General features: G+C 71.5%; 19 protein-coding genes and 1 pseudogene. 13 read left to right on the plus strand and 7 right to left on the minus strand.

Annotated features, from left to right (window positions below; genetic code table 11):
• The first annotated feature begins 3 nt into the window (after positions 1-3).
• The 6 genes from FLW16_RS10845 to FLW16_RS10865 all read left to right on the plus strand — a co-directional run bounded on the left by FLW16_RS10845 (position 4) and on the right by FLW16_RS10865 (position 7,219).
• Complete coding sequence (locus FLW16_RS10845) at positions 4-2,340, plus strand: hypothetical protein (RefSeq protein WP_142559842.1); 2,337 nt, start codon at positions 4-6, stop codon at positions 2,338-2,340.
• A gap of 98 nt (positions 2,341-2,438) precedes the next feature.
• Entirely contained in the window at positions 2,439-2,579 is a 141-nt protein-coding gene (locus tag FLW16_RS43575) for a hypothetical protein (RefSeq protein WP_185949357.1), read from the plus strand.
• Positions 2,580-2,643: 64 nt separating this feature from the next.
• Positions 2,644-3,642 carry an RNA polymerase subunit sigma-70 gene (locus tag FLW16_RS10850; RefSeq protein WP_142559843.1) on the plus strand — a complete coding sequence of 333 codons (999 nt, stop codon included), beginning with the start codon at positions 2,644-2,646 and terminating at the stop codon, positions 3,640-3,642.
• 5 nt (positions 3,643-3,647) lie between these two features.
• On the plus strand, positions 3,648-4,394 hold the full coding sequence (locus FLW16_RS10855; RefSeq protein ID WP_142559844.1) for a DUF6069 family protein: 747 nt from the start codon (positions 3,648-3,650) through the stop codon (positions 4,392-4,394).
• Positions 4,395-4,973: 579 nt separating this feature from the next.
• Positions 4,974-6,350, plus strand: coding sequence for an MFS transporter (locus tag FLW16_RS10860; RefSeq protein ID WP_142559845.1), 1,377 nt, complete (start codon positions 4,974-4,976; stop codon positions 6,348-6,350).
• 20 nt (positions 6,351-6,370) lie between these two features.
• Complete coding sequence (locus FLW16_RS10865) at positions 6,371-7,219, plus strand: SDR family oxidoreductase (RefSeq protein WP_142559846.1); 849 nt, start codon at positions 6,371-6,373, stop codon at positions 7,217-7,219.
• A 57-nt stretch (positions 7,220-7,276) separates the two neighbouring features.
• Here the strand turns inward: FLW16_RS10865 and FLW16_RS10870 are convergent, their stop codons facing one another.
• Positions 7,277-7,969 (minus strand): TetR/AcrR family transcriptional regulator, encoded by a 693-nt coding sequence (locus tag FLW16_RS10870; protein WP_142559894.1) that lies wholly within the window; start codon positions 7,967-7,969, stop codon positions 7,277-7,279.
• Between the two features lie 54 nt (positions 7,970-8,023).
• Here FLW16_RS10870 and FLW16_RS10875 point away from each other — a divergent pair, with 54 nt between their 5' ends.
• Entirely contained in the window at positions 8,024-9,142 is a 1,119-nt protein-coding gene (locus FLW16_RS10875) for an NAD(P)/FAD-dependent oxidoreductase (protein ID WP_142559847.1), read from the plus strand.
• Positions 9,143-9,293: 151 nt separating this feature from the next.
• Here FLW16_RS10875 and rox read toward each other — a convergent pair whose 3' ends face one another.
• Both rox and FLW16_RS10885 read right to left on the minus strand, forming a co-directional pair.
• Positions 9,294-10,718, minus strand: coding sequence for a rifampin monooxygenase (gene rox, locus FLW16_RS10880; RefSeq protein WP_221891016.1), 1,425 nt, complete (start codon positions 10,716-10,718; stop codon positions 9,294-9,296).
• Positions 10,719-11,339: 621 nt separating this feature from the next.
• Complete coding sequence (locus FLW16_RS10885) at positions 11,340-11,753, minus strand: MarR family winged helix-turn-helix transcriptional regulator (protein WP_260615147.1); 414 nt, start codon at positions 11,751-11,753, stop codon at positions 11,340-11,342.
• Positions 11,754-11,867: 114 nt separating this feature from the next.
• Between FLW16_RS10885 and FLW16_RS10890 the strand changes: the two genes are divergently transcribed.
• The gene (locus FLW16_RS10890; protein ID WP_142559849.1) at positions 11,868-12,797 is read left to right on the plus strand and encodes an alpha/beta hydrolase; all 930 of its coding nucleotides are present in this window, start codon (positions 11,868-11,870) and stop codon (positions 12,795-12,797) included.
• Between the two features lie 120 nt (positions 12,798-12,917).
• On the opposite strand, the gene FLW16_RS10895 is transcribed toward FLW16_RS10890, so the two are convergent.
• Complete coding sequence (locus FLW16_RS10895; protein ID WP_142559850.1) at positions 12,918-13,757, minus strand: patatin-like phospholipase family protein; 840 nt, start codon at positions 13,755-13,757, stop codon at positions 12,918-12,920.
• Positions 13,747-14,631: an alpha/beta fold hydrolase gene (locus FLW16_RS10900; RefSeq protein WP_221891001.1), complete on the minus strand. Its 885-nt coding sequence runs from the start codon at positions 14,629-14,631 to the stop codon at positions 13,747-13,749. Before FLW16_RS10900 ends, FLW16_RS10895 begins: the two co-directional genes overlap by 11 nt.
• A gap of 72 nt (positions 14,632-14,703) precedes the next feature.
• On the opposite strand from FLW16_RS10900, the gene FLW16_RS10905 reads away from it, so the two are divergent.
• The 3 genes from FLW16_RS10905 to FLW16_RS10915 all read left to right on the plus strand — a co-directional run bounded on the left by FLW16_RS10905 (position 14,704) and on the right by FLW16_RS10915 (position 16,310).
• Entirely contained in the window at positions 14,704-15,270 is a 567-nt protein-coding gene (locus tag FLW16_RS10905; RefSeq protein ID WP_142559851.1) for a TetR/AcrR family transcriptional regulator, read from the plus strand.
• A 134-nt stretch (positions 15,271-15,404) separates the two neighbouring features.
• Positions 15,405-15,527: a hypothetical protein gene (locus FLW16_RS45080; RefSeq protein ID WP_260615149.1), complete on the plus strand. Its 123-nt coding sequence runs from the start codon at positions 15,405-15,407 to the stop codon at positions 15,525-15,527.
• Between the two features lie 354 nt (positions 15,528-15,881).
• Positions 15,882-16,310 carry a glutaredoxin domain-containing protein gene (locus FLW16_RS10915; RefSeq protein ID WP_142559852.1) on the plus strand — a complete coding sequence of 143 codons (429 nt, stop codon included), beginning with the start codon at positions 15,882-15,884 and terminating at the stop codon, positions 16,308-16,310.
• Between the two features lie 6 nt (positions 16,311-16,316).
• On the opposite strand, the gene FLW16_RS10920 is transcribed toward FLW16_RS10915, so the two are convergent.
• A complete protein-coding gene (locus FLW16_RS10920; RefSeq protein WP_142559853.1) occupies positions 16,317-19,376 on the minus strand; it encodes a BTAD domain-containing putative transcriptional regulator in 3,060 nt (1,019 codons plus the stop codon).
• 97 nt (positions 19,377-19,473) lie between these two features.
• Here FLW16_RS10920 and FLW16_RS10925 point away from each other — a divergent pair, with 97 nt between their 5' ends.
• Positions 19,474-20,427, plus strand: coding sequence for a tyrosine-type recombinase/integrase (locus tag FLW16_RS10925; protein ID WP_142559854.1), 954 nt, complete (start codon positions 19,474-19,476; stop codon positions 20,425-20,427).
• Between the two features lie 295 nt (positions 20,428-20,722).
• On the opposite strand, the gene FLW16_RS10935 is transcribed toward FLW16_RS10925, so the two are convergent.
• The gene (locus FLW16_RS10935; protein WP_142559856.1) at positions 20,723-21,157 is read right to left on the minus strand and encodes a hypothetical protein; all 435 of its coding nucleotides are present in this window, start codon (positions 21,155-21,157) and stop codon (positions 20,723-20,725) included.
• A 52-nt stretch (positions 21,158-21,209) separates the two neighbouring features.
• Here FLW16_RS10935 and FLW16_RS10940 point away from each other — a divergent pair.
• A pseudogene (locus FLW16_RS10940) lies at positions 21,210-21,404 on the plus strand (cytochrome P450); the annotation flags it as partial.
• Positions 21,405-21,724: the final 320 nt, after the last annotated feature.

A 21,724-nucleotide genomic window follows, 5' to 3' on the forward strand; every position in this document is an offset into this window, starting at 1 on the left:
GCGATGAACACGCCAGGAGTCCCGGCCGACGAGCCGGGCCCCCGCGTCGGGGCGGCCGACCGGAGCGAGGCCCTGCTGCCCGACTCGCAGCTGGGCTCGCCCTGGTGGGCGCCCGCGCCGGAACTCGTGCCCGCCTCCGAGGGCACGTTCCGGTTCCTGTTCCGCGTCACCGGTCACGACGACGAGGGATCGCCCGTCCTCAGCGCGACGGTCACCGCCGTGCTGCGCTTCCCCCCGCCGCCCGCCGGCGCCCAGGCCGTCCCGTGGACGGACGTGAGCGTACGGCTGCGCATCCCGTTCGTGGACGCCGACACCGGCCGGCCGGCCTCCACCGAGCTCCCGGTCGACGTGGACCGGCGCGACGACGTCGTCCACTGCAGGGCCGAGATCAGCGGAGCCGTGGCCAGGGCCGCGTACGGCGCGCTGAGCACGCCGGGCTTCCAGCCGGACGACGGCGCGGGGGTGATCGTCAGCACGAGCTTCGTCGGCGTGCAGGAGACGCTCGCCGCGTGGGCCACCTCCGTGGTGGACCACGACAGGCCAGACCGTCTGGAGGCGGGCAGTCTGGAGGTCGTGCCCGTCCGGGGATGGCCGTTCGAGGAGCCGCCCCGCGAGGAGCACCCGATCCCCGACGAGCACCCGAACTGGTCGGACGTGGTGACCACCGAGGTCCGCGTCCCCGGCGAGCTCACGACCGCCGGGCGGGGCGCCATCCGGCTGACCCAGGTGTCGCCGCCGTTCACGGAGTCGCCGTTCACGGAGTCGGCGCTTACGGAGTCGGCGCGCACGGACACGTCCGCGGCGGCGCGGGCCGCGGTGGAGGCGTCACTCGCGGACTCGGCGGTGGCGGGGCCGGCCTTCCTGGCGGCGTCGCCGGCCGCGGCCCTGGTGGAGGCGCCGGCCGAGGACCTGTCGGCCTCGCTGACCCTCGCCCGGGTGCCGCTCCCCCTGCCCCCCGCCGGCCGGCGCCTGGTGCTCCGCGACGACCTCGGCCGACGGCGCGGCGAGATCCTCACCGGGACCACGGGATCGGGCGGGCTCGACCCCGACGGGTTCGCCACGGACCCCCCGTCGTTCACCATCGACATGGGCGTGTCCGTGACCCGCTCGCACCGCCTGCCGCTGCTGGTGCCGTGCCGGGACAACCCCGGCCTGTACCGGCAGGACGTCGGGGGCGCAGAGCCCGTGATCGTCGGCTGCCAGGACGCCTTCCAGCTCGGCCGCGTCCCGGCCCGGCGGTTCGCGCCTGCTCCGCGCCTGGACCGCGACCACCGGTACTCGGTGTGGGAGTCGCTCCAGCAGCCGGCCACGTACCTCGTCGTGCCTGCCCACTACCGGGTGGCCCGCGACGTGGCCGGCCGCCCCCAGCTGGAGTGGCTGCAGGTGTTCGACGCCACCGTGGACGCGGGCCTGCCGTGCCGGCTGCAGGCCCGGTGCGTGCCCGACCTGTCGGCGGCCGAGCTCGCCGAGCTGGAGTCGCTGCTGCGCGCGGACGCCGGCGGGCGCGACGTCCGCGTGCTGCTCCCGACGTCCCCCTCGGTGGGGTCGACGGGGGTGTCGGTGCGGTCGAGCACATTGGAGGGCGGCCTGCGCGCCGTCCTGGACGACGACGCGATCCGTCTGGCGCTGCACGTGGACTACGACGACGCTGTCGTGGCGGTCACCCAGTTGCGCGGCGGCGAGGCGGTCTCGCAGGTCGTCTTCGACACGGGCGACTCCTCCACCTCGATCGCGACCACCGTGCATCTGGACGTGGACGAGCTGGCCGGCCCCTACCCGGGTGGGCCGGTACGGGTCACCGCGACCGGGCTGCGCAACGACGCCGACACGGCGGCCACGGTGACGGCCCTCTGGGTGCGGCCGGCGATCGGGGGGTGGGGGCGCGTCCCGCTCGACCCGCCGGCGCGCGTGCCCGCCCACGGGGACGTCGCGCTGCCCGCCGCCGTCCGGGACGGGTCCGTCGTGCCACAGGCGCTGCTCGACCCCGCGGACCCCGCCCAGCTGGTCGTCCGCAACGTCTACCTGGAGAACCTGCACACGGCCGTCCTGATCCGGAGGGACGTGGACCTGCGGGCCGCGGGCATCGCCGGCGTGGGACTGGTCTTCGCGGTGTCCGGCATCGAGGTCGCGCGGGCCGTCCTCCCCGCGGACGCGCCCACGCTCGAGGTCACCCTGGTGCAGCCGCTGGTCGCCGACCGTTCGACGTTCGACCGGAAGGTCGCCGTGTCCGTCACGCTCACGCGGGACGACGGCACCGTACGGCCAGCGGCGTCCGGCCCGGTGGTCGTGGACCTCGCGGCCGGCGCGATCGTCCGGCTGTCCCGGCTCATGGGGGTGTGACGCGGCGACGACGCACGAGCCCTGGTCACGCGGCCAGGGCTCATCCGCGTCCGGCGGCCCGCGTTCCCGCGACCGTGGGCGGGGTCGGAACGTACCGTTTGAACCCCGTCCCCGTCTTCGTCGTGCCGGGCTCCGCCGACGGCAGGTTCGTCTTTCTCTTCGTCTTCCTCCCCGTACTGCGCGTCGTGCTCCGCCACCGGATCCGTCACTGGATCAGCCATGCCGACCGGCCCAGGTGATGAGTTGTCGCGCCCGCACCCGTCATACCTACGACGGGACACGACGAGGCGGAAGGATGACGTGATGAGTGCGGACACGCGGCTGGAGGAGCTGGGCGTGAGCGGTCTGGGCGAAGTCGACGAGCCGGCGTTCTCGGGGCTGGCGGAGCGGCACCGGCGGGAGCTGCACGTGCACTGCTACCGGATGCTCGGGTCGTTCGAGGACGCCGAGGACACCGTGCAGGAAACGTTCCTCCGTGCCTGGCGGCGGCGGGAGACCTTCGAGGGGCGGTCGACGTTCCGGGCCTGGCTTTACCGGATCGCCACCAACGCCTGCCTGGACCTGCTCGCCAAGTGCCGCCCGGAGCCTGCGACCGGCGGCGAGGTGCCGTGGCTGCAGCCCTACCCGGACCGGCTGCTCGACGAGCTGCCCGCGGGCGACGCGGACGAGCCGGAGACCGTCGCCGTCGCGCGGGAGACGATCGAGCTGGCCTACCTGGTCGCCGTCCAGCACCTCGCGCCACGCCCGCGGGCCGTGCTGATCCTGCGGGACGTGCTCGGCTGGCCGGCGAAGGACGTCGCGGAGCTGCTCGGGGACTCCGTCAACTCCGTGAACAGCGCGCTGCAGCGGGCCCGCGCCGGCATGCGGGAGCACCTGCCCGCCGAGCGGCAGGACTGGACCGGCGGCGAGGAGGACGCCGGGACGCGCGAGCTGGTGCGCCGCTTCACCGACGCCAGCGTGGCCACGGACATCGACGCACTCGCCGCACTGCTGCGGGACGACGTCCGCTGCTCGATGCCGCCCACGCCGGGCCTGTGCGTCGGCCGCGAAGCGGTGGTGAACGACTGGGTCGAGAGCGGCTTCGAGGGCATGAAGAACCTGGGTGCCGTCCCCACCTCCGTGAACCGGCAGCCCGCCGTCGCCTTCTACCTCTGGCGGAAGCAGGAGGGTGCGTACCTGCCGCTGACGATCGACGTCCTGCGCATCACCGGCGGGGCGATCACCGAGATCGTCACCTTCCACGACGACCGGTTCCCGCGGCTCGGGCTGCCGGAGCGCCTGCCGGCGGACGGCACGGAGTAGCCCCGGTGCGGACGCTCGCGCTGCGAGGTGGCGCGCGTGTCCCCGTGGTCGCGGCCGAGTGGCGCGACGCGTTCGGCGTCGTCACCCGCGGGCGGGTGCAGCTGGAGCTGCGCGACGGCGAGCCCGGGCCGATTCTCGGACGCGGCGCCGGGTTCTGGCTGCGCGGCACCGGCGTCCGCGCCCTGCGGAACCCCGGCCGTCGCACGGCGAGGGTGCGCATCGTCACCCCCAGGGCCAGGGCCGTCACATGCCGGTCACCACACCCCTACACCAGTCACCGAACGATGGAGGATGACATGAACAGCATGAATGACACCGGGGTCGTCGCAGGCCCGGCATCGGGCCAGACCAGCCACACCCACCGACTCCGCGGGCTCGCCGGCACCGGCCTCGTCGCCACGCTCGCGGCGATGGCGGCCACCACCCTCGCCGCTGCGCTCGCCCAGGCCGTCGGCGTCGACTTCGAGGTCCCCGACGGCGGCGAGACCATCCCGTTGCCCGGGTTCGCCGTGGTGACCGGCCTCTTCTCGGTCGTGGGCATCGTCATCGCCGTCGCACTACTGCGCTGGAGCGCCCGCCCCGCCCAGCGATTCGTGTGGACGGCAGTGTCGCTGACCGCGATCTCGCTGGCCCCTCCCCTCCTCTCCGGAGCAGACACCGCCACCACCACCGCCCTCCTCGGGCTACATCTCGTCCCAGCGACGGTGATGATCCCCACCCTGGCGCGGAGCCTCCGCACCCGGACCGACTGACGATCCCGCAACGGGACAACACGCGGCGCAAGCGCACCAACGTGGCCCCCGGTGCCGTCACCCTCCATTCCGGGTTCCTCTTCTTGAACGGCTCCCCCATCATGCGGGGATTAATCCCGTACGAGGACGCCACCTCGGTCAGGGCGCGCCGCCACCGCTGCAGTCCGGCCACCCCGCGGACCGGCCACCGCGACTTAGGGGGTTGATAGAGGCCATGCCTGGGCTGCGCAGTGGCGGGCACTCACTGGCCGACCCGGAGTTGCACTGCCCTGGCATGGAGTGTTAGCGTCACCGGCGTCCGGTTGATCATCTCCCGGGCTGTCTGCGTCCTAGCGATCCATCGGGAGCCTCGAGACCAAACGAACACCATGAAGAACCTTGATCGATAATCCCGCAACCGGGTGGATCAGGGTTGAGAGGGCCGAGTAGGCCGGTTCGCGTCAGGTTCACACCTGACCAATCCCATCTCCGTCGCCCATTCAGGGTCGATGTTCTTCTTCCGTTCGTTCGCAGGCTCTGCTGGAGCTTGCTTCCCTGGTCGCAAGGATCTTCGTGACTTCCCGTTCTTCTGCACCTGCCGTGACCGCGTCGGCTGGTGCCACCACAGTCGTGGTCCTCTTGATGGCAGCGGTCTTCCTGTCCCTGCTCGACTCGCAGATCGTCGCCACCGCGCTGCCCCGCATGGTCGCCGACCTTGGCGGCTTGGACCGGTTCGCCTGGGTCACCACCGGTTACCTCATCGCCGGCAGCGCCGCTGTTCCCGTCTACGGCAAGCTCGGTGACCTGTACGGCCGCAAGCGCGTCTTCCTCATCTCGATCCTGGTCTTCCTGGCCGGCTCGGCTGCTTGCGGCCTGGCCCAGACCATGACGCAACTGATCGCTTTCCGCGTCGTCCAGGGCATCGGCAGCGGCGGCCTGTTCATCTCGGTCCTGTCCGTCCTCGGCGAGATGTTCACTCCTCAGCAGGGCGCCCGCTACTACGGCTGGTTCTCTCTGACCTTCGGCGCCGCGTCCCTGACCGGCCCGACCATCGGCGGCCTGCTCACCGACATGGCAGGCTGGCGCTCGATCTTCCTGGTCAACCTGCCCCTTGGCGCACTCGTCGTGGCCGTCATCTCGATCCGGCTGCACCTGCCCGTCCAGCGCAAACCTGCCCGAATCGACTACCTCGGCGTCATCCTCCTGGCCGCCGCGATCGTCGCGGTGAACCTGCTCACCACCTGGGCCGGCGCCGCTTATGCCTGGACCTCCCCGATCACCCTCGGCCTGGCCGCCGCCTGCGTGCTGTTGCCGGTGCTGTTCGTGCTCGCCCAGCGCCGCGCAGCAGACCCGGTCATCCCCTTGCGCCTGTTCCGCGACCGCACGTTTTCCATCGTCGTGGCGGTCGGCTTCATCGCCGGGTTCCTCGGCCTGGGCATCGTCAACTACCTGGTGCTCTGGCTGCAGGCCGTCCTGTCCCTCAGCGTCCAGACCTCCGGCTACCTGCTCACCGTGATGATGCTCGGCGTCGTGCTCACCTCCTACGCCTCCACCAAGCTGATCGCCCGAACCGGCTCCTACCGCCGCCATCCCCCCGCGAGCATGGTCCTGTTCGCGCTGACCGGGCTGCTGTGCGCGGCCGTCGACGCCGGCCCGGTGCTCGCGACCATGTTCCTGCTGCTGTTCGGCGTCGCCGGCGGGCTCAACTCCCAAGCCCTGAGCCTGGCCGCCCGCAATGCCGCCGGCCGTGACGACATCGGCGCCGTCCAGGGCACCGCCACCATGGCCCGGCAGACGGGCACCGCGCTGGGCACCTCCTTCTTCGCCGCCCTTGTGACCAGCAAGCTTCCGGCCCAGCCCGGCCCGGACGCCTACGCCGACGCGCTGCACCTGGTCTTCCTCGCGATCATCCCGATCGCGCTGATCGGGCTGGCCCTGTCTCTGTTCCTCCCCGGCACCACGCTCTCCCGTTTCTGAACCCCGAGAAAGGACCTCTCATGTTCCTCATCACCGGTGCCACCGGCACTGTCGGCTCCGAACTCCTCGCCCTGCTCGCCAACCGGAACATCCCCGTCCGGGCCATGACCCGCGATCCCGCCAAGGCCGCATCCCCCGCCGGCGTCGAGGTCGTCACCGGCGACTTCGACCGGCCCGACAGCCTCGACGCCGCCCTCGACGGCGTCGACAAGGTCTTCGTCCTGCCGCCCGGCTACGGCCCAGACGGCCCCGTCCAGGAAAGCAATCTGGCCGCCGCGGCGGTCCGGGCCGGGGTCTCCCATCTGGTCAAGCTGTCCACCAGCGGCGTCACGTTCGACGCCACCGACCCCATCAGCACCGGCCATCGGCTCGGCGAACAGGTCATCATGCGCTCCGGCCTGCCGTGGACGATGCTGCGCCCCGGCACCTTCATGGTCTACCTGTACGGCTACGCCCCGGCCATCGCCGCCGAGCACACCATGTACGTCACCGAAGGCGACCCCGTCTCCGCGATGATCCATCCCCGCGACATCGCCGCCGTCGCCGCGCACGTCCTCACGACGCCCGGCCACGAGAGCCAGGCCTACACCCTGACCGGCGGCCAAGCTCTCTCGCCCCGAGACCAGGCCGACATCATCGGCCAGGTCCTCGGCCGGCCGATCAAGCTGGTCGAACGCAGTCCCGCCGAAACCCAGGCGGAGTTCGACCGCCTCGGCTGGTCGGGACCTCGTCTGGAGGCGCTGCTAGAGCTCAAGCGCCAATCGACCGCCTGGGACTGGAAGATCTTCGACACCGTCGAAAGGCTCACCGGCAAGCCGCCGCTGACCCTCCAGGACTGGGTCCGCGAGAACATCCACATCTTCCGGTGACGAGATCGACCCGACGCAGGCCGTCGCGTCCTTCCGAGCGTCAGAAAGAGCTGAGCGTCACTTCGGCGGGCGGGTGAGTTTGGCGGCCACGGCGTCGAGGACCCAGTCCAGGCCGGTCGCGAAGGATGCCTCGGCGTCCACGTCCGTGCCGTCGTACACGGCCTTGGCCAGCGCGGGGAAGCGGCCCGTGGCCAGCATTCTCGTCACGTACGGGCCGGAGGCGCGCTGCCAGTCGCGCTTGGACAGGCCGGTGGCGCGCTCGGCCCGCAGGTTCGCGATCTCGCGCCTGATCGCACCGGTGAAGTAGGCGCTGACCGTCTCCACGGCGCGCATGACGGTGTCGAGGTCGGCGAGGCCGTCGAGCGCGGCCAGCGTGGACTCGGTCACGGCGAGGCCGTTCGGGCCCAGGGCCGGGCGGCCGCCGAGCAGGTCGGCCAGCCATTCGTGACGGAGAGCGGCCTGCCTGGTGCGGTGGGCGAGCACGCGCAGCGCCTCCCGCCAGTCACCCGGCTGCTCCTCGGGGAGAATCTCGGCCTGGACCTCGTCCACCATGAGGTCGAACAGCTCCTCCTTGGTGGACATGTATCCGTACAGCCGCATCGGGCCGACGTCCAGCCGGGCGGCGACCTTGCGCAACGACACCGCCTCCAGCCCGCCCTCGTCGGCCAGTGCGATGGCGGCGGCGACGATCCGCTCCCGGTCGAGCGGCACGGGGCGAGTCGGCGGCTCCGGCCGGTCCCACACAGTCATGGTCATCACCGTACTGTTGCGATACACCGTAGGGCTTCAATACAGTGTATCGACATGAGACATCGTATCGCGGTGGTCGGGAGCGGCCCCGCCGGCCTTACCTTCGCCCGCGTCCTGCACCGCCACGATCACCCCGTCACCGTCCTCGAACGCGATCCCGCCCCCGACGCCCGTCCCCCGGGCGGCACCCTGGACCTGCACGAAGGGCTGGGCCAGCTCGCGCTGGGCAAGGCAGGGCTGCTGGCGGAGTTCCAGGCGCTGTCTCGTCCCGAGGGGCAGGCCATGCGCATCCTGGACACGGACGGGACCGTCCTCCGCGATTGGCCACCCCGTCCGGGTAACAGGGCCAATCCCGAGATCGACCGCGGGCAACTTCGTGACCTGCTGCTCGGCCCTCTCGACGTCCAGTGGGGTCGGGGCGTGACGGAGGTGGTGCCGGGGACCCGGGATGGCGTGCTGATCCGTTTCGCGGACGGGCGACAGGAGACGTTCGACCTCGTGGTCGGCGCGGACGGCGCCTGGTCCCGGGTCCGCCCGGCGGTCTCGTCGGTGACGCCGCACTACACCGGCGTCACCGCGGTCGAGACCTCGCTGGACGACGTCGACACCCGCCACCCCGACCTCGCCCGGTTGATCGGCGACGGTTCCCTGGCTGTGTACGGCGTGAACCGGGCTCTTGTCGCCCAGCGCAACAGCGGCGGCCATGTCAAGGTGTACGCCCAGTTCCGCGCGCCGCTGGACTGGCACACGAACCTGGACCTGGCCGACGTCGAGGCCGTGCGATCGAGCCTGCTGGCCCTGTTCGACGGCTGGGCCGCTCCCGTCCTCGACCTCCTCCGCCACGGCACCGCTTTCGTCCACCGACCCCTCTACGTCCTGCCCGTGTCCCATACCTGGACCCACGTCTTCGGGGTGACGCTACTGGGCGACGCCGCCCATCTGATGCCCCCGTTGGGGGTGGGCGCGAACCTCGCGATGCTGGAAGGCGCCGAACTCGCCGAGTCCATCGCCGCCGGCCCTGCAGATCTGGACGAGGCCGTCCGCGCCTTCGAAGAACAGATGTGGGCACGGGCCGGCAGGTGGGCGGAGTTCACGATGGCCGGTCTGGAACGCCTCGTGAGCCCGGATCCCGCCGAAGCCCTCGCCCTCTTCGACCAAGTCCAGCCATCCTGACCGCCAAGCGCGAGAGCACCAGCACTGACAACGCACCACGGCTTCACGGGACGGTACGGCATGGCTACCGCCCGCCGGCATGGCCGTTTCCGCCATGCCGGCGGGCGGACATTTCACCGCGTATATGCGGGATGACCGCTCTCAGGCGAAATCAGTTGGCGGGCGTGCCGAACCAGCGGGAGAGGTGGTCGTCCAGGTCCTGCTGATCGTCGCCGATCCAGGCGACGTGGCCGTCGGGGCGTAGCAGGACGCACGGAACATCCAGTGCCGCAGTGGGATCCGCGAGGTAATCGACCCGGTCCGACCAGCCGCCGACGGTCAGGTGTTCGGTGCGGTCCAGCAGCAGGCCGCGGCCGCGATGCAGCAGATCGTAGAGGCGGCCCTGTTTCACGTCGATGTCGCGCAGGCGGCGGCCGAGCAGGTCGGGGCCTGCGCCGAAGTCGTAGCGGATGCCGATGGCGGTGATCTTCTCGATCAGATAGCGGTTCACCTCGTCGAAGTCCATCAGTTCGGTGAGCAGCCTGCGCACGGCCTGCGGGCCCGGTTCGGCGGACAGCAGCTCCATCTGGGCGCGGGTGTTGTCGAGCACGTCCTCGGCGACCGGACGACGTTCGGCCTGGTAGGTGTCCAGCAGTGTTTCCGGCGCCCAGCCGTGGATCTGTGCGGCCAGTTTCCAGCCGAGGTTGAATGCGTCCTGAACGCCCAGGTTGAGGCCCTGTCCGCCGGTGGGCGGATGGATGTGTGCCGCATCGCCGGCCAGTAGCACCCGCCCGACCCGATAGCGTTCGGCCAGCCGGGTGGCATCCCCGAAGCGGGACAACCAGCGCGGGGAGTGCACGCCGAAATCGGTTCCGGCGATGGTGTGCAGCGCTTGTTTGAAATCCTCGAGGGTGGGCGGTTCCGCGCGGTCGCTGACTCCCTCGGCGGGGACGACGACGCTGTAGACCCCTTCGCCGAAGGGCCGGAGCCAGAATGGCTTATGGGTCTCCTGGATTTCGGCCACTTTTGCGGCGATCTCCTCCTGCGGCACACCCACTTTCATCTCGCCCATCAGCGTCTCGGTCCGTGAGGGCTCGCCGGGGAAGCCGACGCCGAGCAGTTTGCGCACCGTACTGCGCCCGCCGTCACAGCCGACGAGATAGCGCGAACGCAGCTGTTCCCCGTCGGCCAGTTCGACGGTCACACCCTCGTCGTCCTGCTCGAAACGGGCCACCGCGCAACCGCGCCGGACCTGCGCACCCAGTTCGATCGCATGCTCTTCGAGCAGGCCTTCGATGACCGGCTGCGGGATGCCCAGCAGATAGGCGTGCGCGGAATCCAGGCCCTTGGGCGCGGGTTTGTCGATGGCGGCGAAGAAACCGCCGGCCGGACGCTGTCTTCCGTGTTTGAGGATGCGCTCGAGAAGTCCGCGCATCGCCATAAGCTCGAGGCTGCGAATATGCAGACCGACTATGCGGACGAACGACTTGGGCTCGGTTTCCTTCTCCAGAACGAGCACCCGCACGTTGTGCAGCCGCAGTTCGGCGGCCAGCATCGCACCGGTCGGCCCGCACCCGGCGATGATCACGTCGTACATGAGGGGCGCGCGATGGGCGCCGGAGACCGGCGACGAGGGTTCGGGAACATCGTCCACGGTGAAGCCGCGCTCGGCCGTACCGTTCGACGGCGGCTCGGCGGGGAACTGGGGAAAGTCCATAGGTGTTGCCTTTCGGGAGTGCCTTGGTGGCGAGGCGCTCCCGGCGACACCTACGTCAATCGCCCGGCCGTGACGGGAAGGGGGAGCACCCACGTCGATACAGCGTTCATGGGTCTCACCTCCTCGGGCGGTGTCACGGTCGACGGCAAGCTACAAGCCCGAGCATCATCCCGTCCAATCCTTATCTCAGCCGCCCGCCTGGTCCCGTTTACGGCCGACGCCTGATCCTGGCCGCTTCGAGCACCAGCTCACCGGGTCTCACACCCGGACGAGTCCTCCATAGGCGCAGCGCAGGGCCTGGGCGGTGACACCCCGCCTGGGGGTGATCACCGCGACTCCTCAGTCCTGATCGAGAAATGGGCCACCCGCATCCGAACGGTGGACGGCGGTAACTCCGCCCGAACCGGGCTCGCCATCGCCGGTGGCCGTTCGGTTGTTGGTCAAGCGCCGCGTCATACGGTGTGGACCTTGGCCGAAGGGTCGGCGGTCCAAGGTGGCGGCTCACTGCTGATGCCGAAGAAGTTTCTCCAAGAGTCGCTGGAGCTCGTCGCGCTCTTGCGCTTCGAGTCTTGCGAGCCACTGCTCGAAGTTGTCGGACAAGGTCGTCAGTGCGCGATCGAGTGCCTTTTTGCCGTCCGGAGTCACCACGAGGCGGTGGCGGCGTAGGTCGCCCTCGTCGATCTCGCGCTGAACGAACCCCTTGGCCACAAGGTTGCGTAGGTACACCGTCACGCTCGCCTTGGGCATCATCAGTCGGGCGGCGAGTTCGGCCGGGTAGCGACATTCGTCGACCTCGCCGAGCACGAAGAACTCCTTGGTGTCCAGGCCGAGCTCGTCGAACTGCTCGCTGCAGCTGTTCATGACCGCGGTCAGCAGCCGGTGGTTGAGCCCCCAGATCCGCGCGGCGGTATTCACCTCGCAGGCGCTCCTTCCCCAGGATCGCACAATCCCTGATATTGTTCAGTTTCGTACAACATCGGTAACTGTACTAGTAGTGTTGCCGTACTAGGATACAACCGGAACGGGATCATGGCTTCCATCCAGACCGCATCCATCTCCCGCGGCAGCTTCGAGCTCGCCGGGAACCTCCATCTCCCCGAGGGCTTCGACACAGGCCGGAAGCACCCGGCCGTGATCATCGCCACGCCGGGCAGCAGCGTGAAGGAGCAGATCGGCGCCAACTACGCCCGCGCCCTGGCACAGAAAGGCTTCGTCGCTCTCGCGTTCGACCCCGCCTACCAGGGCCAGAGCGGCGGGGAGCCCCGGGACCTGGAGGATCCCGCCGAACGGGTGGCCGATCTTCGCTACGCCGTGGACTTCCTCACTGCGCTGGACCACGTGGATGCGGAGCGCATCGGCGTCTTGGGCATCTGCGCTGGCGGTGGCTACGCCGTCAATGCCGCGATGACCGACCACCGCATCAAGGCGGTCGGCACCGTGGTCCCGGTCAATATCGGCCGTGCCTTCCGAGCGGCCGTGACAGCCTCCGGCTCTGTCGCGGGCCTGCTCAAGGACGTGGCTCGGCAGGCCACCGCCGAAGCGCGCGGCGGACAGCCGGTCCGGCACCCGTGGATCCCCGACACCGTGCGGGACGCGGAATCCGCCGGCGTCACCGACATCGACGTGCTGCAGGCCGTGACCTACTATCGGACCCCGCGCGGCCGCCACGAACGCTCGACCAACCGCCGCCACTACCGTAGCGACGCGCTGATCCTGGGCTTCGACGCGTTCCACCTCGCCGACGAGTTGCTGACCCAGCCCGTCCAGGTCATCGTCGCCGGCGAGGGCGGGTCAACCGGCTCTCTTGAAGACGGTCGGCAACTGACCCATCTGGCACGTGAGGCGGAGGACATCCTCGTCATCGAGGGCGCACGCCACTACGAGATGTACGACGAGCCCGAATACATCGCGCAGGCGGTCGAGTGTCTGGGCAAGTTCTTCGACAAGCATCTGGGCTGAGCCCGAAGCCGAGGGGGCGTTCTGGCTCCGTACTTCGCGGGTCGTGACGCCGCAGCTAGAAGGCATTTGACCGGACACGCGTCATCTCGGTGTTGCGGCCGCCTGGTTCGCGGCAGGTGGTCAAGTGGTCCAGACGGCGGCGACCTGGTCGGCGACGTTCAGGGATCGGGCCGCCTCGGCCGTCTGGGGAGCGCGGGCAGGGTCCAGCAAGCCGCCGCGGGCGGTGATCGCCCGCCAGGTTCTCGGGTCGGGGCTCACCAGCGCGACGCGGACGCCGCCGCTCAACTCGTCGATCTGCTGCCGGACGGACGGCAGCACGCGGCCGCCGCGAGTGAAGGGGGCGAGGACGACGATGCGGTCGTATCCCGCGGCCAGGTCGACATTGGCTGGGGAACGCATCCCGCCGTCGATGTACCGTCGTCCCTTGATGGTCACCGGCGGGCGCACGCCCGGCCCTGCCGTGCTGGCGCAGACGGCGTCCAGCAAGTCCACCCCGCTGTCCGCGTCGAAGAACGCCGGCTCGCCCGACACGGCATCCACGGCGGTGATGACGAGCCGTCCGGCCGGCCAGTCGCGGAGATCCCCTAGCCACCGCCGAACCTGGCTGCGGCGTTCCTCCTCCGACGCGGTCGCGGCGCCCAGGGCGAAGCGGCCCATGCGGACGCCGAACTGCCTGCCGTCCTTGGCCGTGCCGGCAGCCCTGATCAGACGGAAGAGGGCGAGCATGGAGGTCTTGGGTACGGGCTCGCCCTCAACGGGGGTGAGCCGTCGGCTGTAGAGGTCGCGCGGGTCGAGCCCGGCGGCAAGCTGGGCTCCCACGACGGCCCCGGCGGAGGTTCCGACGATGAGATCGGCCTCACGCAGGTCGAGGCCGTGATCAGCGAGCCTGGCCAGGACCCCGGACTGCCAGGCGATGCCCGCCACGCCGCCGCTTCCCAGCACCACTGCCTTACGCGTCATGGGCTTTCCCTCCGTCGATGAAGGTGAGGATTCGCTCGGCCACCAGCTGCGGCCGCTCCTGCGGCAGGCCGTGCCCGGCTCCCGGGACGACCTCCGCCCGCCGCAGGCCCGGAATGAGCCGGCGGGCCCGCGCGAGCGCGGCGGCGGGGCGCAGCAGCCGGCTGCGGCGGCCGACGAGAATCTGGGTCGGAACACTCACCTTTCGCAGCTCGTCATCGGTGTACGGCCGGGCCGGAGGGCGGTGCGGGCGGAACCAGCGGCCCCCCAGCATGACAGGCCCCATGATCTCCGGCCGCTCGACCAGCCCGTGCTCGGCGAGAACCCTGGCCAAGTGTGGCTTCCACGAAGCCGGAGCCTGCATGGCCAGCGCGCCCGCGACCAGGTAGGCAAGAAACGTCATGGGCACCTTGAGCAGACCGCCAGGGTCGAGCAGCGTGAGCGTCGCCGCCCTGCCCGTCCCGGCGCCGCCCAGGCCGAGGGCCATCCACCCGCCGTAGGAATGGCCGACCAAGTGAACGCGACCGAGACCGAGGCCCTCCATGACCTGCTCGAGCCACGCGGAGATGTCACGAACCGGCCTGGTCTGGATGCTGCCGCCAGGGTCGTCGATGGTGTCGACGGCGTAGACGGGGTTGCGCCGGCCCAGCGCCTCCACCAGGGCGTACCAGGTGGAGGCGTTCGCGCCGTGGCCGTGCAGCAGGACGATCGGCTCGCCCTCGCGTGCGCCGTACCGGTAGACGCGGGTGATGCCCACGTCGGTGTCCACGTCGTACACCTCACGAGGGGCCGGCCACAGAGCCATCGCTCGCTCGTACTCCCGCTCGAACGCCGTCCTGGCCTGCTCCGTGACGAACGCCGCAATGCCTGTACGCATCAACCCCCCTTGGTACAACTGTATAGGGTACAGTTGTACCAGCCATTAAGTGATCATGTCCAGGGAGTGTGCATGGCCCGCGATGAGCGTCGACGCGACATCCTCGACGCCTTGCTGAGAGTCGCCGGCACACGCGGGTTGCATGCCGCCACCATGCGCGCTGTCGCCACGGAGGCCGGCGTCTCCGTGCACCTCGTCCAGCACTACTTCCAGACGAAGGAGCAGCTCCTGCACTCCGCGCTCGCGCACCTGGCGCAGCGCATGGCCGAACGGGTCAAGGAGCGACTTGGAGGGACCGATCCCGGCCCGCGAGCCATGATCGAGGCGATTCTCGCCGAGGCCCTCCCGACCGACGAGCAGAGCCGGACCTTCCACCTCATCTACACGTCGTACATGGTGCTCGCGGTCACGGACCCGGCCCTGGCCGCGCATCCTCTGCTCGCCGCGCCGAACGCCATGGAAGGCTTCATCACCGATCGCCTCAAGAACATGGGCGTCGACTCGAACGCCCACCTGGAAGCGGTCGCCCTGCTCGCCATGTCAGCCGGCCTCGGCGCCGCTGTTTTGGCCGGTCAGCGTAGCGCTGACGACGCCATGACCGTCATGCGCCACCAGCTCGACCGGCTGCAAGCCCGCTGAGAGCGGACAGCCGTCGCGCCGTCTGGCGGCTGCACGCAGGAAACCGCCCGTGCCGGTGTCGTCGATCCGAGCACCGAGGGCGCCGCCGAGCGTGCCCACACGCAGGGCATGAATTACGGCCACCCGCGAGCCTTGTGCTGGGCCCCACCCAGCTGCCCACCGAGCTGGCCGAGTTCCCCGCCGACCCCGGCCAGTGGCAGGCGTGGCTGACCGAGTCCGCGCACGGGTCGCGAATGCGTGCTCCGATGAGGCGCTGATGGCGCAGGTGTTCAACGCCTCCGGGGACCAGCGGTCCGGGGGGCGGTTCTGGATGTCCAGCATGCTCAACGAGGCGGTGGTCCACGGCTTTGACGCGGCCACCGCGGCGGACCGGCCGGCCGACATCGCCCCCGACATCGCAGCCTCGCTCATCGGCAACCACTTCGCGATGCTCACCTCCCCACCTGGCAGGTGCAGAGGCCGCAGTCCGCCCACGCCCTGCGAGGCACCGGGCAGAGCCTGCAGTGGCTGGCCACCGAAACCACCGACGGCGCGGATGCTTGGTTCGCCGAAAGGCGGCCCGACGGGGCCAGGTGGCAGCCATCCCGGGCCGGTGCGCTAGCGTGATCGCCATGCTGCGCCGTTGGATGCTGCCGATCCTCTTCCTGGCCCTCGGGCTCGCCGCGGCGGCGCGACAGGTCTCTGAGGGGCTCCCCGGCGCCGCCGTCACGCTGCTCCTGATCTTCCTGCTGGCCGCCGTCCTGCTGTCCCCCCTCGTCTTCCCGAGGTCCGTCAGCGCGGCGGAGGCGCAACGCCGCAGCGAGGCCGACGGCCGCCCGATCGTCTACTGGCGCCCCGGCTGCCGCTACTGTCTGCGGCTGCGCACGCGGCTCGGCCGCCACGCCTACCGGATGCACTGGGTCGACATTTGGCGCGACCCGGACGGCGCCGCAGCCGTCCGGGCCGCCACCGGCGGCGACGAGACGGTGCCGACCGTGGTGGTGGCGGGCGAGCCGCACGTCAACCCCGAGCCTCGATGGGTGCGCGCGCAGCTGCCCTGACGAACCTCAGCGGCCGCTCCGGACACGCGACGTAAGCTCCAATCCCCGCAGCGACCGCGCCGCACCCGCGAGCAGCGCGGCACGCGGCAGGTCCCCGCCCGCGGCGCACCACTCCGCAACCGCCTCCAGCACCATCGCCCGCACGGTCTCATCACCCGCGCACCCCGACGACTCCAGCGCCGAGCGCAGCGACCGCCACGCCGCCGCGCGGTCACCGCGATCCGCCCGCACCCGCGCCAGCTCCACATGGACCGTGGCCAGGAACTGCTCGGGCACGCCCGCCTGCCCGCCGACCAGATCCAACGCCTCCACCAGCAGGCCCTCCGCCTCGTCGAACTCCCCCCGCCGCCGCGCCACCTCCCCGGCCGCCTGCCGCACCCGCGCCGCCGCCACCCGATCCCCCGTACGGCCGGCCACCTCGCCGGCCCGCGCCAGCTCCCGCTCCGCCCCCGCCAGGTCACCCGTACGGGCACGCAACTGGGCCAGCCGCACCCGCAGCATCAACGGAACGGGAACCGCCTCCAGCCCCCCGATCAACCCCGCCAGCTCCGCCGCCTCCTCCAGCAGCGTCAGCGCCTCCGCCGCGTCGCCCCGGTTCTCCGCCGCCAGCGACAACCAGTACAGCGCCAGCGACAGCCCCCACCGCTCCCCCAGCGCGCGATAACCCGCCAGCGCCTCCCGCAACCACGCCTCGGCCGCCCTCGCCCCCGCCCTGCCGTACTCGAACTCCCCGATCCCGCCCATCAGCAGCGCCGTCGCCCGCGCCCACGGGTCCTCATGATCGCCGAACGCCCGCATCGCCGCGAGCGCCCTGCGCCAGTGCTCCGCGCCCCCACCCGAGGGCCTGACCCCCACGATCCAGGCCCACAACGCCACGGGATGGCCCGACTCCTCGACCACACGCAGCGCCTCCGGCGACGCGTACGGCCCGTCGGACGCCAGCAGCACACACAACGTGTGCGACAGCTCCAACCCGGGCGGCGCGGCATCACCCAGTGCCGCCCGGATCGCCCGCGCCCACCCGGCCGCCTCGTCGCCCCGCCCCCGCACCGTCCACGCCCACAACCTGGCCGTGAACAGCCGCAGCGCCTGCCCTTCCCGCCCGGTCCGTACGGCGTGGCCCAGCGCCGCGTCCAGGTTTCCCCGCTCGGCGTCCAGCATCGCCAGCAGGCGAAGCTGGCCGGCCGTACGCAACCCGGGCTCGGACTCCTCCGCCGTCTCCAGGAAGAAGCCCAGATGCCGGTCCCGCACGGCCCGCGCCTCGCCCGCCTCCTCCAGCCGCTCGGCCGCGTACGCCCGGACGGTCTCCAGCAGCCGGTAACGCACCCGCGCGGCTCGATCCGCGGGCCCGTCCGGCTCGGCCACCACGACCAGCGACCTGTCCACCAGACAGGCCACCGTCTCCAGACCGGCCCCGCACACCCGCAGCGCCGCCTCCTCCGTCGCCCCGCCCGCGAACACCGACAACCGGCGCAACGCCACGCGCTCCCCCGGTGACAGCAGCCCCCAGCTCCAGTCGATCACCGCCCGCAGCGTCCGGTGCCGCGGACCAGCCGCACGGCCGCCGCGCAGCGTCAGCCGTTCCCCCACCGCCTCCGCGAGCTGCCGCACCGTGAACGACCGCAGCCGGGACGCCGCCAGCTCGATCGCGAGCGGCAGCCCGTCCAGCTCCCGGCAGACCGCGACCACGTCGGCCACCACGGAGTCGTCCACGGCGAACCCCGGACGCGCCGCCGACGCCCGCTCCGCGAACAACGCCATCGCCGGGAACTCCAGCGCCCGCGCCGCGTCCACCCCGTCGACGGGCAGCGCCAGCGGCCCCACCGGATGGAGATGCTCGCCGGGGACGTCCAGCGGCTCCCGGCTGGTCGCCAGGATCCGCAGCCCCGGCACCCCCGCCAGCAGCCGCTCCGCCACCACCGCCGCGCCGTCCACCACGTGCTCGCAGTTGTCCAGCACGAGCACGAGCTCCCGGCCCGCCAGCGCCTCCGCCAGCGCGTCGAGTGGCGAGGCGGCCGGCCGCGTGGCGGCGTCTCCGTCCGGCTCGGGCGCGGCCGGGGGCACGGTCGCCCGCACGGCGGCGGCCACGTCCGCGGAATCACCGGCAGAGGCCAGCTCGACCAGCCACACGCCAGAAGCGGCGGTGAGCCCGCCCGCGACCTCCACCGCCAGCCTGGTCTTGCCCGCGCCGCCCGGTCCGGTCAGCGTGACCAGCCGTGCGGCCGACAGCAGGCTCCGCACCCGAGCCACGTCCTCCCGCCGCCCGACCAGGCTCGTCACCGGCGCCGGCACGTTGCCCCGTACGGCCCGCTTCGGTGAGACCGGCGCCGCGGGCGGGTCGCGCAGCGCCTCAAGGTGTGCCGCGCGCAGTTCCGTCCCGGGATCGACGCCCAGCTCGTCCGCCAGCCGCCGCCTGACGCGTTCGAACGTCTCCAGCGCGTCCCCGCGCCGCCCGGCCGCGCACAGCGCACGCATCAGCAGGGCGTGGAACGGCTCACGCAGTGGGTGCGCGGCGACGAGCTCCTCCAGCTCCGCCACCAGCGCTCCGGCCGCCGCCGCGTCCGCCACGGCGAGATCGGCCGTCACCCGGGCCTCCAGCGCGGAAAGGCGCAACTCCTCCAGGCGCGCCGCCGCCACCCGCGCGAACGGCAGGTCCGCCGCGTCGGCGAGGGCGGCACCGCGCCAGAGCGACAGGGCGGACCGCAGGAAGGCGGCCGAACGCCGGGGATCGCGCTCGGCCCGGCCCGCGCGCACCAGATGTTCGAACTCCGCCGCGTCCACCTCCTGCGGCGGGACGTCGAGAAGGTAACCGGCCGGATGCGACACCACCGCGCCCTGTAACCCTTCCTGCAGTCCCTCCCGCAGCTCACGACGGAGCCGCGACACCAGGGAGTGCAACGCCGCCGCCGGGTTCGCCGGCGGCTCCTCCCACAGGTCGTCGGCGAGTGTCTCGGCGGTGACCACCCTGCCGGGCTCCAGAGCGAGCCGGATCAGCAGCACACGCAGGCGCGCACCCCTGATGTGGGTGCCGGTCACCCGCAACGGCCCGAGAATCCCGATTCGCATGGTCCCCTCATTGTCGTCGAGGGTTTGATCGACGGTGTAGATGATCTTGGAACAACCGCCCGCCTTTACAATGTAGATTCATAGTAGGATCGAAGTGATGAACGCCCCCGCCGTCCCCGAGCGGAACACCCCCACACGGCCAGAGCGCGACCCCTACCAGGTGTATCTCGACGCGCTGCAGAGCCCCGAGTCCAAGCGCACGATGAAGGGCTGCCTCGACCGCATCGCCCGCCTCATCACCGGCGACCCGGAGGCGACCGGCGCCGGCCAGCCCTGGGAACTGCTCCGCTACGAGCACACCATCCGGCTGCGGACGCTGATGCGGGAGCAGGGCTGGTCGCCCTCCCATGTCAACAAGCACCTGGTCGCCCTGCGCCGCGTGCTCAAGGAGGCATGGCGGCTCGGCCTGATGAGCGGCGAGGACTACCAGCGGGCGGCCGACCTGCCCGCCTACAAGCACACCCGCGTTCCGGCGGGACGGCACGTCGAGGCCGAGGCGCTGGCGGCCACGCTCGAGGTGTGCGACGGCGACCACTCCCCCGCCGGCCGCCGCGACGGCGCGATGCTGGCGGCGCTCTACTCCACCGGCTGCCGCCGCGCCGAGATCGCCGGGCTCACCCTGGCCGACTTCGATCCCCACGCGCGCTCCCTGCGGGTGCGCGGCAAGGGCGACAAGGAACGGCTGGTCTACCTGACCGCGGAAGCCGTCGAACGCCTCGACCTCTGGCTCGCCGTACGCGGCCGGGCGACGGGCCCCCTGTTCTGCCCCATCAACAAGGGCGGTCGGCTGCGGCTGGCCCACATGACCGGCCAGGCCATCGCCGACATCGTCTCCCGGCGCCTGGCCGCCGCCGGAGCGTCCCCGCGTACGCCGCACGACTTCCGGCGCACGTTCATCGGCGAACTGCTCGACGCCGGGGTCGACCTCGCCACCACCCAGGCCCTGGTGGGCCACGCCTCCCCCGCCACCACCGCACGCTACGACCGGCGGCCCGAGCGGCGCCGCCGCGAGGCCGTCGACCGGCTCCGTGTCCCCGGCACCGCCCGCTGACCGGCCCGCTCAGCGGAACCCGGTCGTAGGAGCACGGCGATCGCGACCTCGCTGATCACGTAGGGAGCGAACGCGGCGAAATCGCCGGTCCCGCCGGGACCGTTGTAACGCCCGTCGAGGGTGAGGCTCAGGTTCGCGGTCACCCTGCGCCCGGCCGGGTTGGTCGTTCCGGGCTTCCTGATCGGTGTCGTGTGCGTTCGCGGCAAGGACCCCCGCGAACGTGTCGAGGCTCTGGCCGAGGCCGATCTCGACGCCTGCGATGAAGTCCGCGAATTCGACGGTGCCGTGTCGTACGTCAGGAGTCGTCGAGGCTGGACAGCCCGTCGACGGCGATCTGGATGCCGCGTCGTCCGGCGGTCAGGACATCCTGATCGGAGGCGCCTTGTTGCTGGGCGACCAGGCCGGCGGTGGCCAGCGCGCCCATGAAACTCCCGGCCGCCGCCCCGGCCGACACCGGATCCAGCTCGGGATAGACCTCGCACAGGGCCTTGGCCACCCGAGGCAGCATCTCCATCGTGATCGTCAGCCGGGCGCGCAGCGCGGGCTCGGTGAACATCAGCTGCGCCCGCAGCGGCGAGAGCGCGAAGTCCAGCTCATCGTCCTCGGCCACGCTGCGCACCAGAGCCTCGAACGCTCGGCCCAGCAGAACTTGGTCCGCGCGTTCGCGCTGCCGATCCCGTCGCTGGTGATCTGCGAGCTGCTCGGCGTGCCGTACGACGAGCGCGCGCATTTCCAGGACGCCACCGCACAGGCGGTGAGCTTCGACAACTCCGCCGAACAGCGGGGCGAAGCTTGGCTTCAGCCACGGCATCCACCAGTGCCTGGGCCAGCAGCCGGCCCGGCTGGAGATGCGGCTGGCCTATCCGGCGCTGCTTCGCCGCTTCCCCGGGCTACGGCTGGCCGTACCGGCCGGGGATGTTCCGCTGCGGCCACGGGCCACCATCTACGGCGTGGCCGCCCTCCCGGTCACTTGGTAGCGGCACCCGAATGCGATCATGACAGTCGGCACGGTCGTCCTGCTCGTGATCGCGGTGCGCCGGGTCCCCCGGTGAGCGGCCTCCACAATCCGCGCCGGTCGTGGCCCAGCGTGAGATGGGCCGGCCCGGCCGGATCGAGGGATCCGGCCGGGCCGGTGACCGGCTCCGTCGTGGATTCGACGGTCCTCAGATGTCGTCGACGGTCATCGCGCCCTCGTGGGGACGCCGGGACAGGTCGATGCCGAGCTCCTCCGCCGCGCGGAAGACGTCCTCGTCGGTGTCCCTCATCTCGATCGACATGCCGTCGCTCGACAGAACCT

Origin of the sequence: Microbispora sp. KK1-11 (genome assembly GCF_006874435.1) — a bacterium.
GTDB classification, from domain to species: domain Bacteria; phylum Actinomycetota; class Actinomycetes; order Streptosporangiales; family Streptosporangiaceae; genus Microbispora; species Microbispora catharanthi.

Excerpts from the sequence above, each read along its gene's own strand:
- FLW16_RS10845 (WP_142559842.1), top strand. The coding sequence starts at position 4 with ATGAACACGCCAGGAGTCCCGGCCGACGAGCCGGGCCCCCGCGTCGGG.
- FLW16_RS10850 (WP_142559843.1), top strand. The coding sequence starts at position 2,644 with ATGAGTGCGGACACGCGGCTGGAGGAGCTGGGCGTGAGCGGTCTGGGC.
- FLW16_RS10865 (WP_142559846.1), top strand. The coding sequence starts at position 6,371 with ATGTTCCTCATCACCGGTGCCACCGGCACTGTCGGCTCCGAACTCCTC.
- FLW16_RS10870 (WP_142559894.1), bottom strand. The coding sequence starts at position 7,969 with ATGACTGTGTGGGACCGGCCGGAGCCGCCGACTCGCCCCGTGCCGCTC.
- FLW16_RS10875 (WP_142559847.1), top strand. The coding sequence starts at position 8,024 with ATGAGACATCGTATCGCGGTGGTCGGGAGCGGCCCCGCCGGCCTTACC.
- rox (WP_221891016.1), bottom strand. The coding sequence starts at position 10,718 with ATGTACGACGTGATCATCGCCGGGTGCGGGCCGACCGGTGCGATGCTG.
- FLW16_RS10890 (WP_142559849.1), top strand. The coding sequence starts at position 11,868 with ATGGCTTCCATCCAGACCGCATCCATCTCCCGCGGCAGCTTCGAGCTC.
- FLW16_RS10895 (WP_142559850.1), bottom strand. The coding sequence starts at position 13,757 with ATGACGCGTAAGGCAGTGGTGCTGGGAAGCGGCGGCGTGGCGGGCATC.
- FLW16_RS10900 (WP_221891001.1), bottom strand. The coding sequence starts at position 14,631 with ATGCGTACAGGCATTGCGGCGTTCGTCACGGAGCAGGCCAGGACGGCG.
- FLW16_RS10905 (WP_142559851.1), top strand. The coding sequence starts at position 14,704 with ATGGCCCGCGATGAGCGTCGACGCGACATCCTCGACGCCTTGCTGAGA.
- FLW16_RS10915 (WP_142559852.1), top strand. The coding sequence starts at position 15,882 with ATGCTGCGCCGTTGGATGCTGCCGATCCTCTTCCTGGCCCTCGGGCTC.
- FLW16_RS10920 (WP_142559853.1), bottom strand. The coding sequence starts at position 19,376 with ATGCGAATCGGGATTCTCGGGCCGTTGCGGGTGACCGGCACCCACATC.
- FLW16_RS10925 (WP_142559854.1), top strand. The coding sequence starts at position 19,474 with ATGAACGCCCCCGCCGTCCCCGAGCGGAACACCCCCACACGGCCAGAG.
- FLW16_RS10935 (WP_142559856.1), bottom strand. The coding sequence starts at position 21,157 with ATGCGCGCGCTCGTCGTACGGCACGCCGAGCAGCTCGCAGATCACCAG.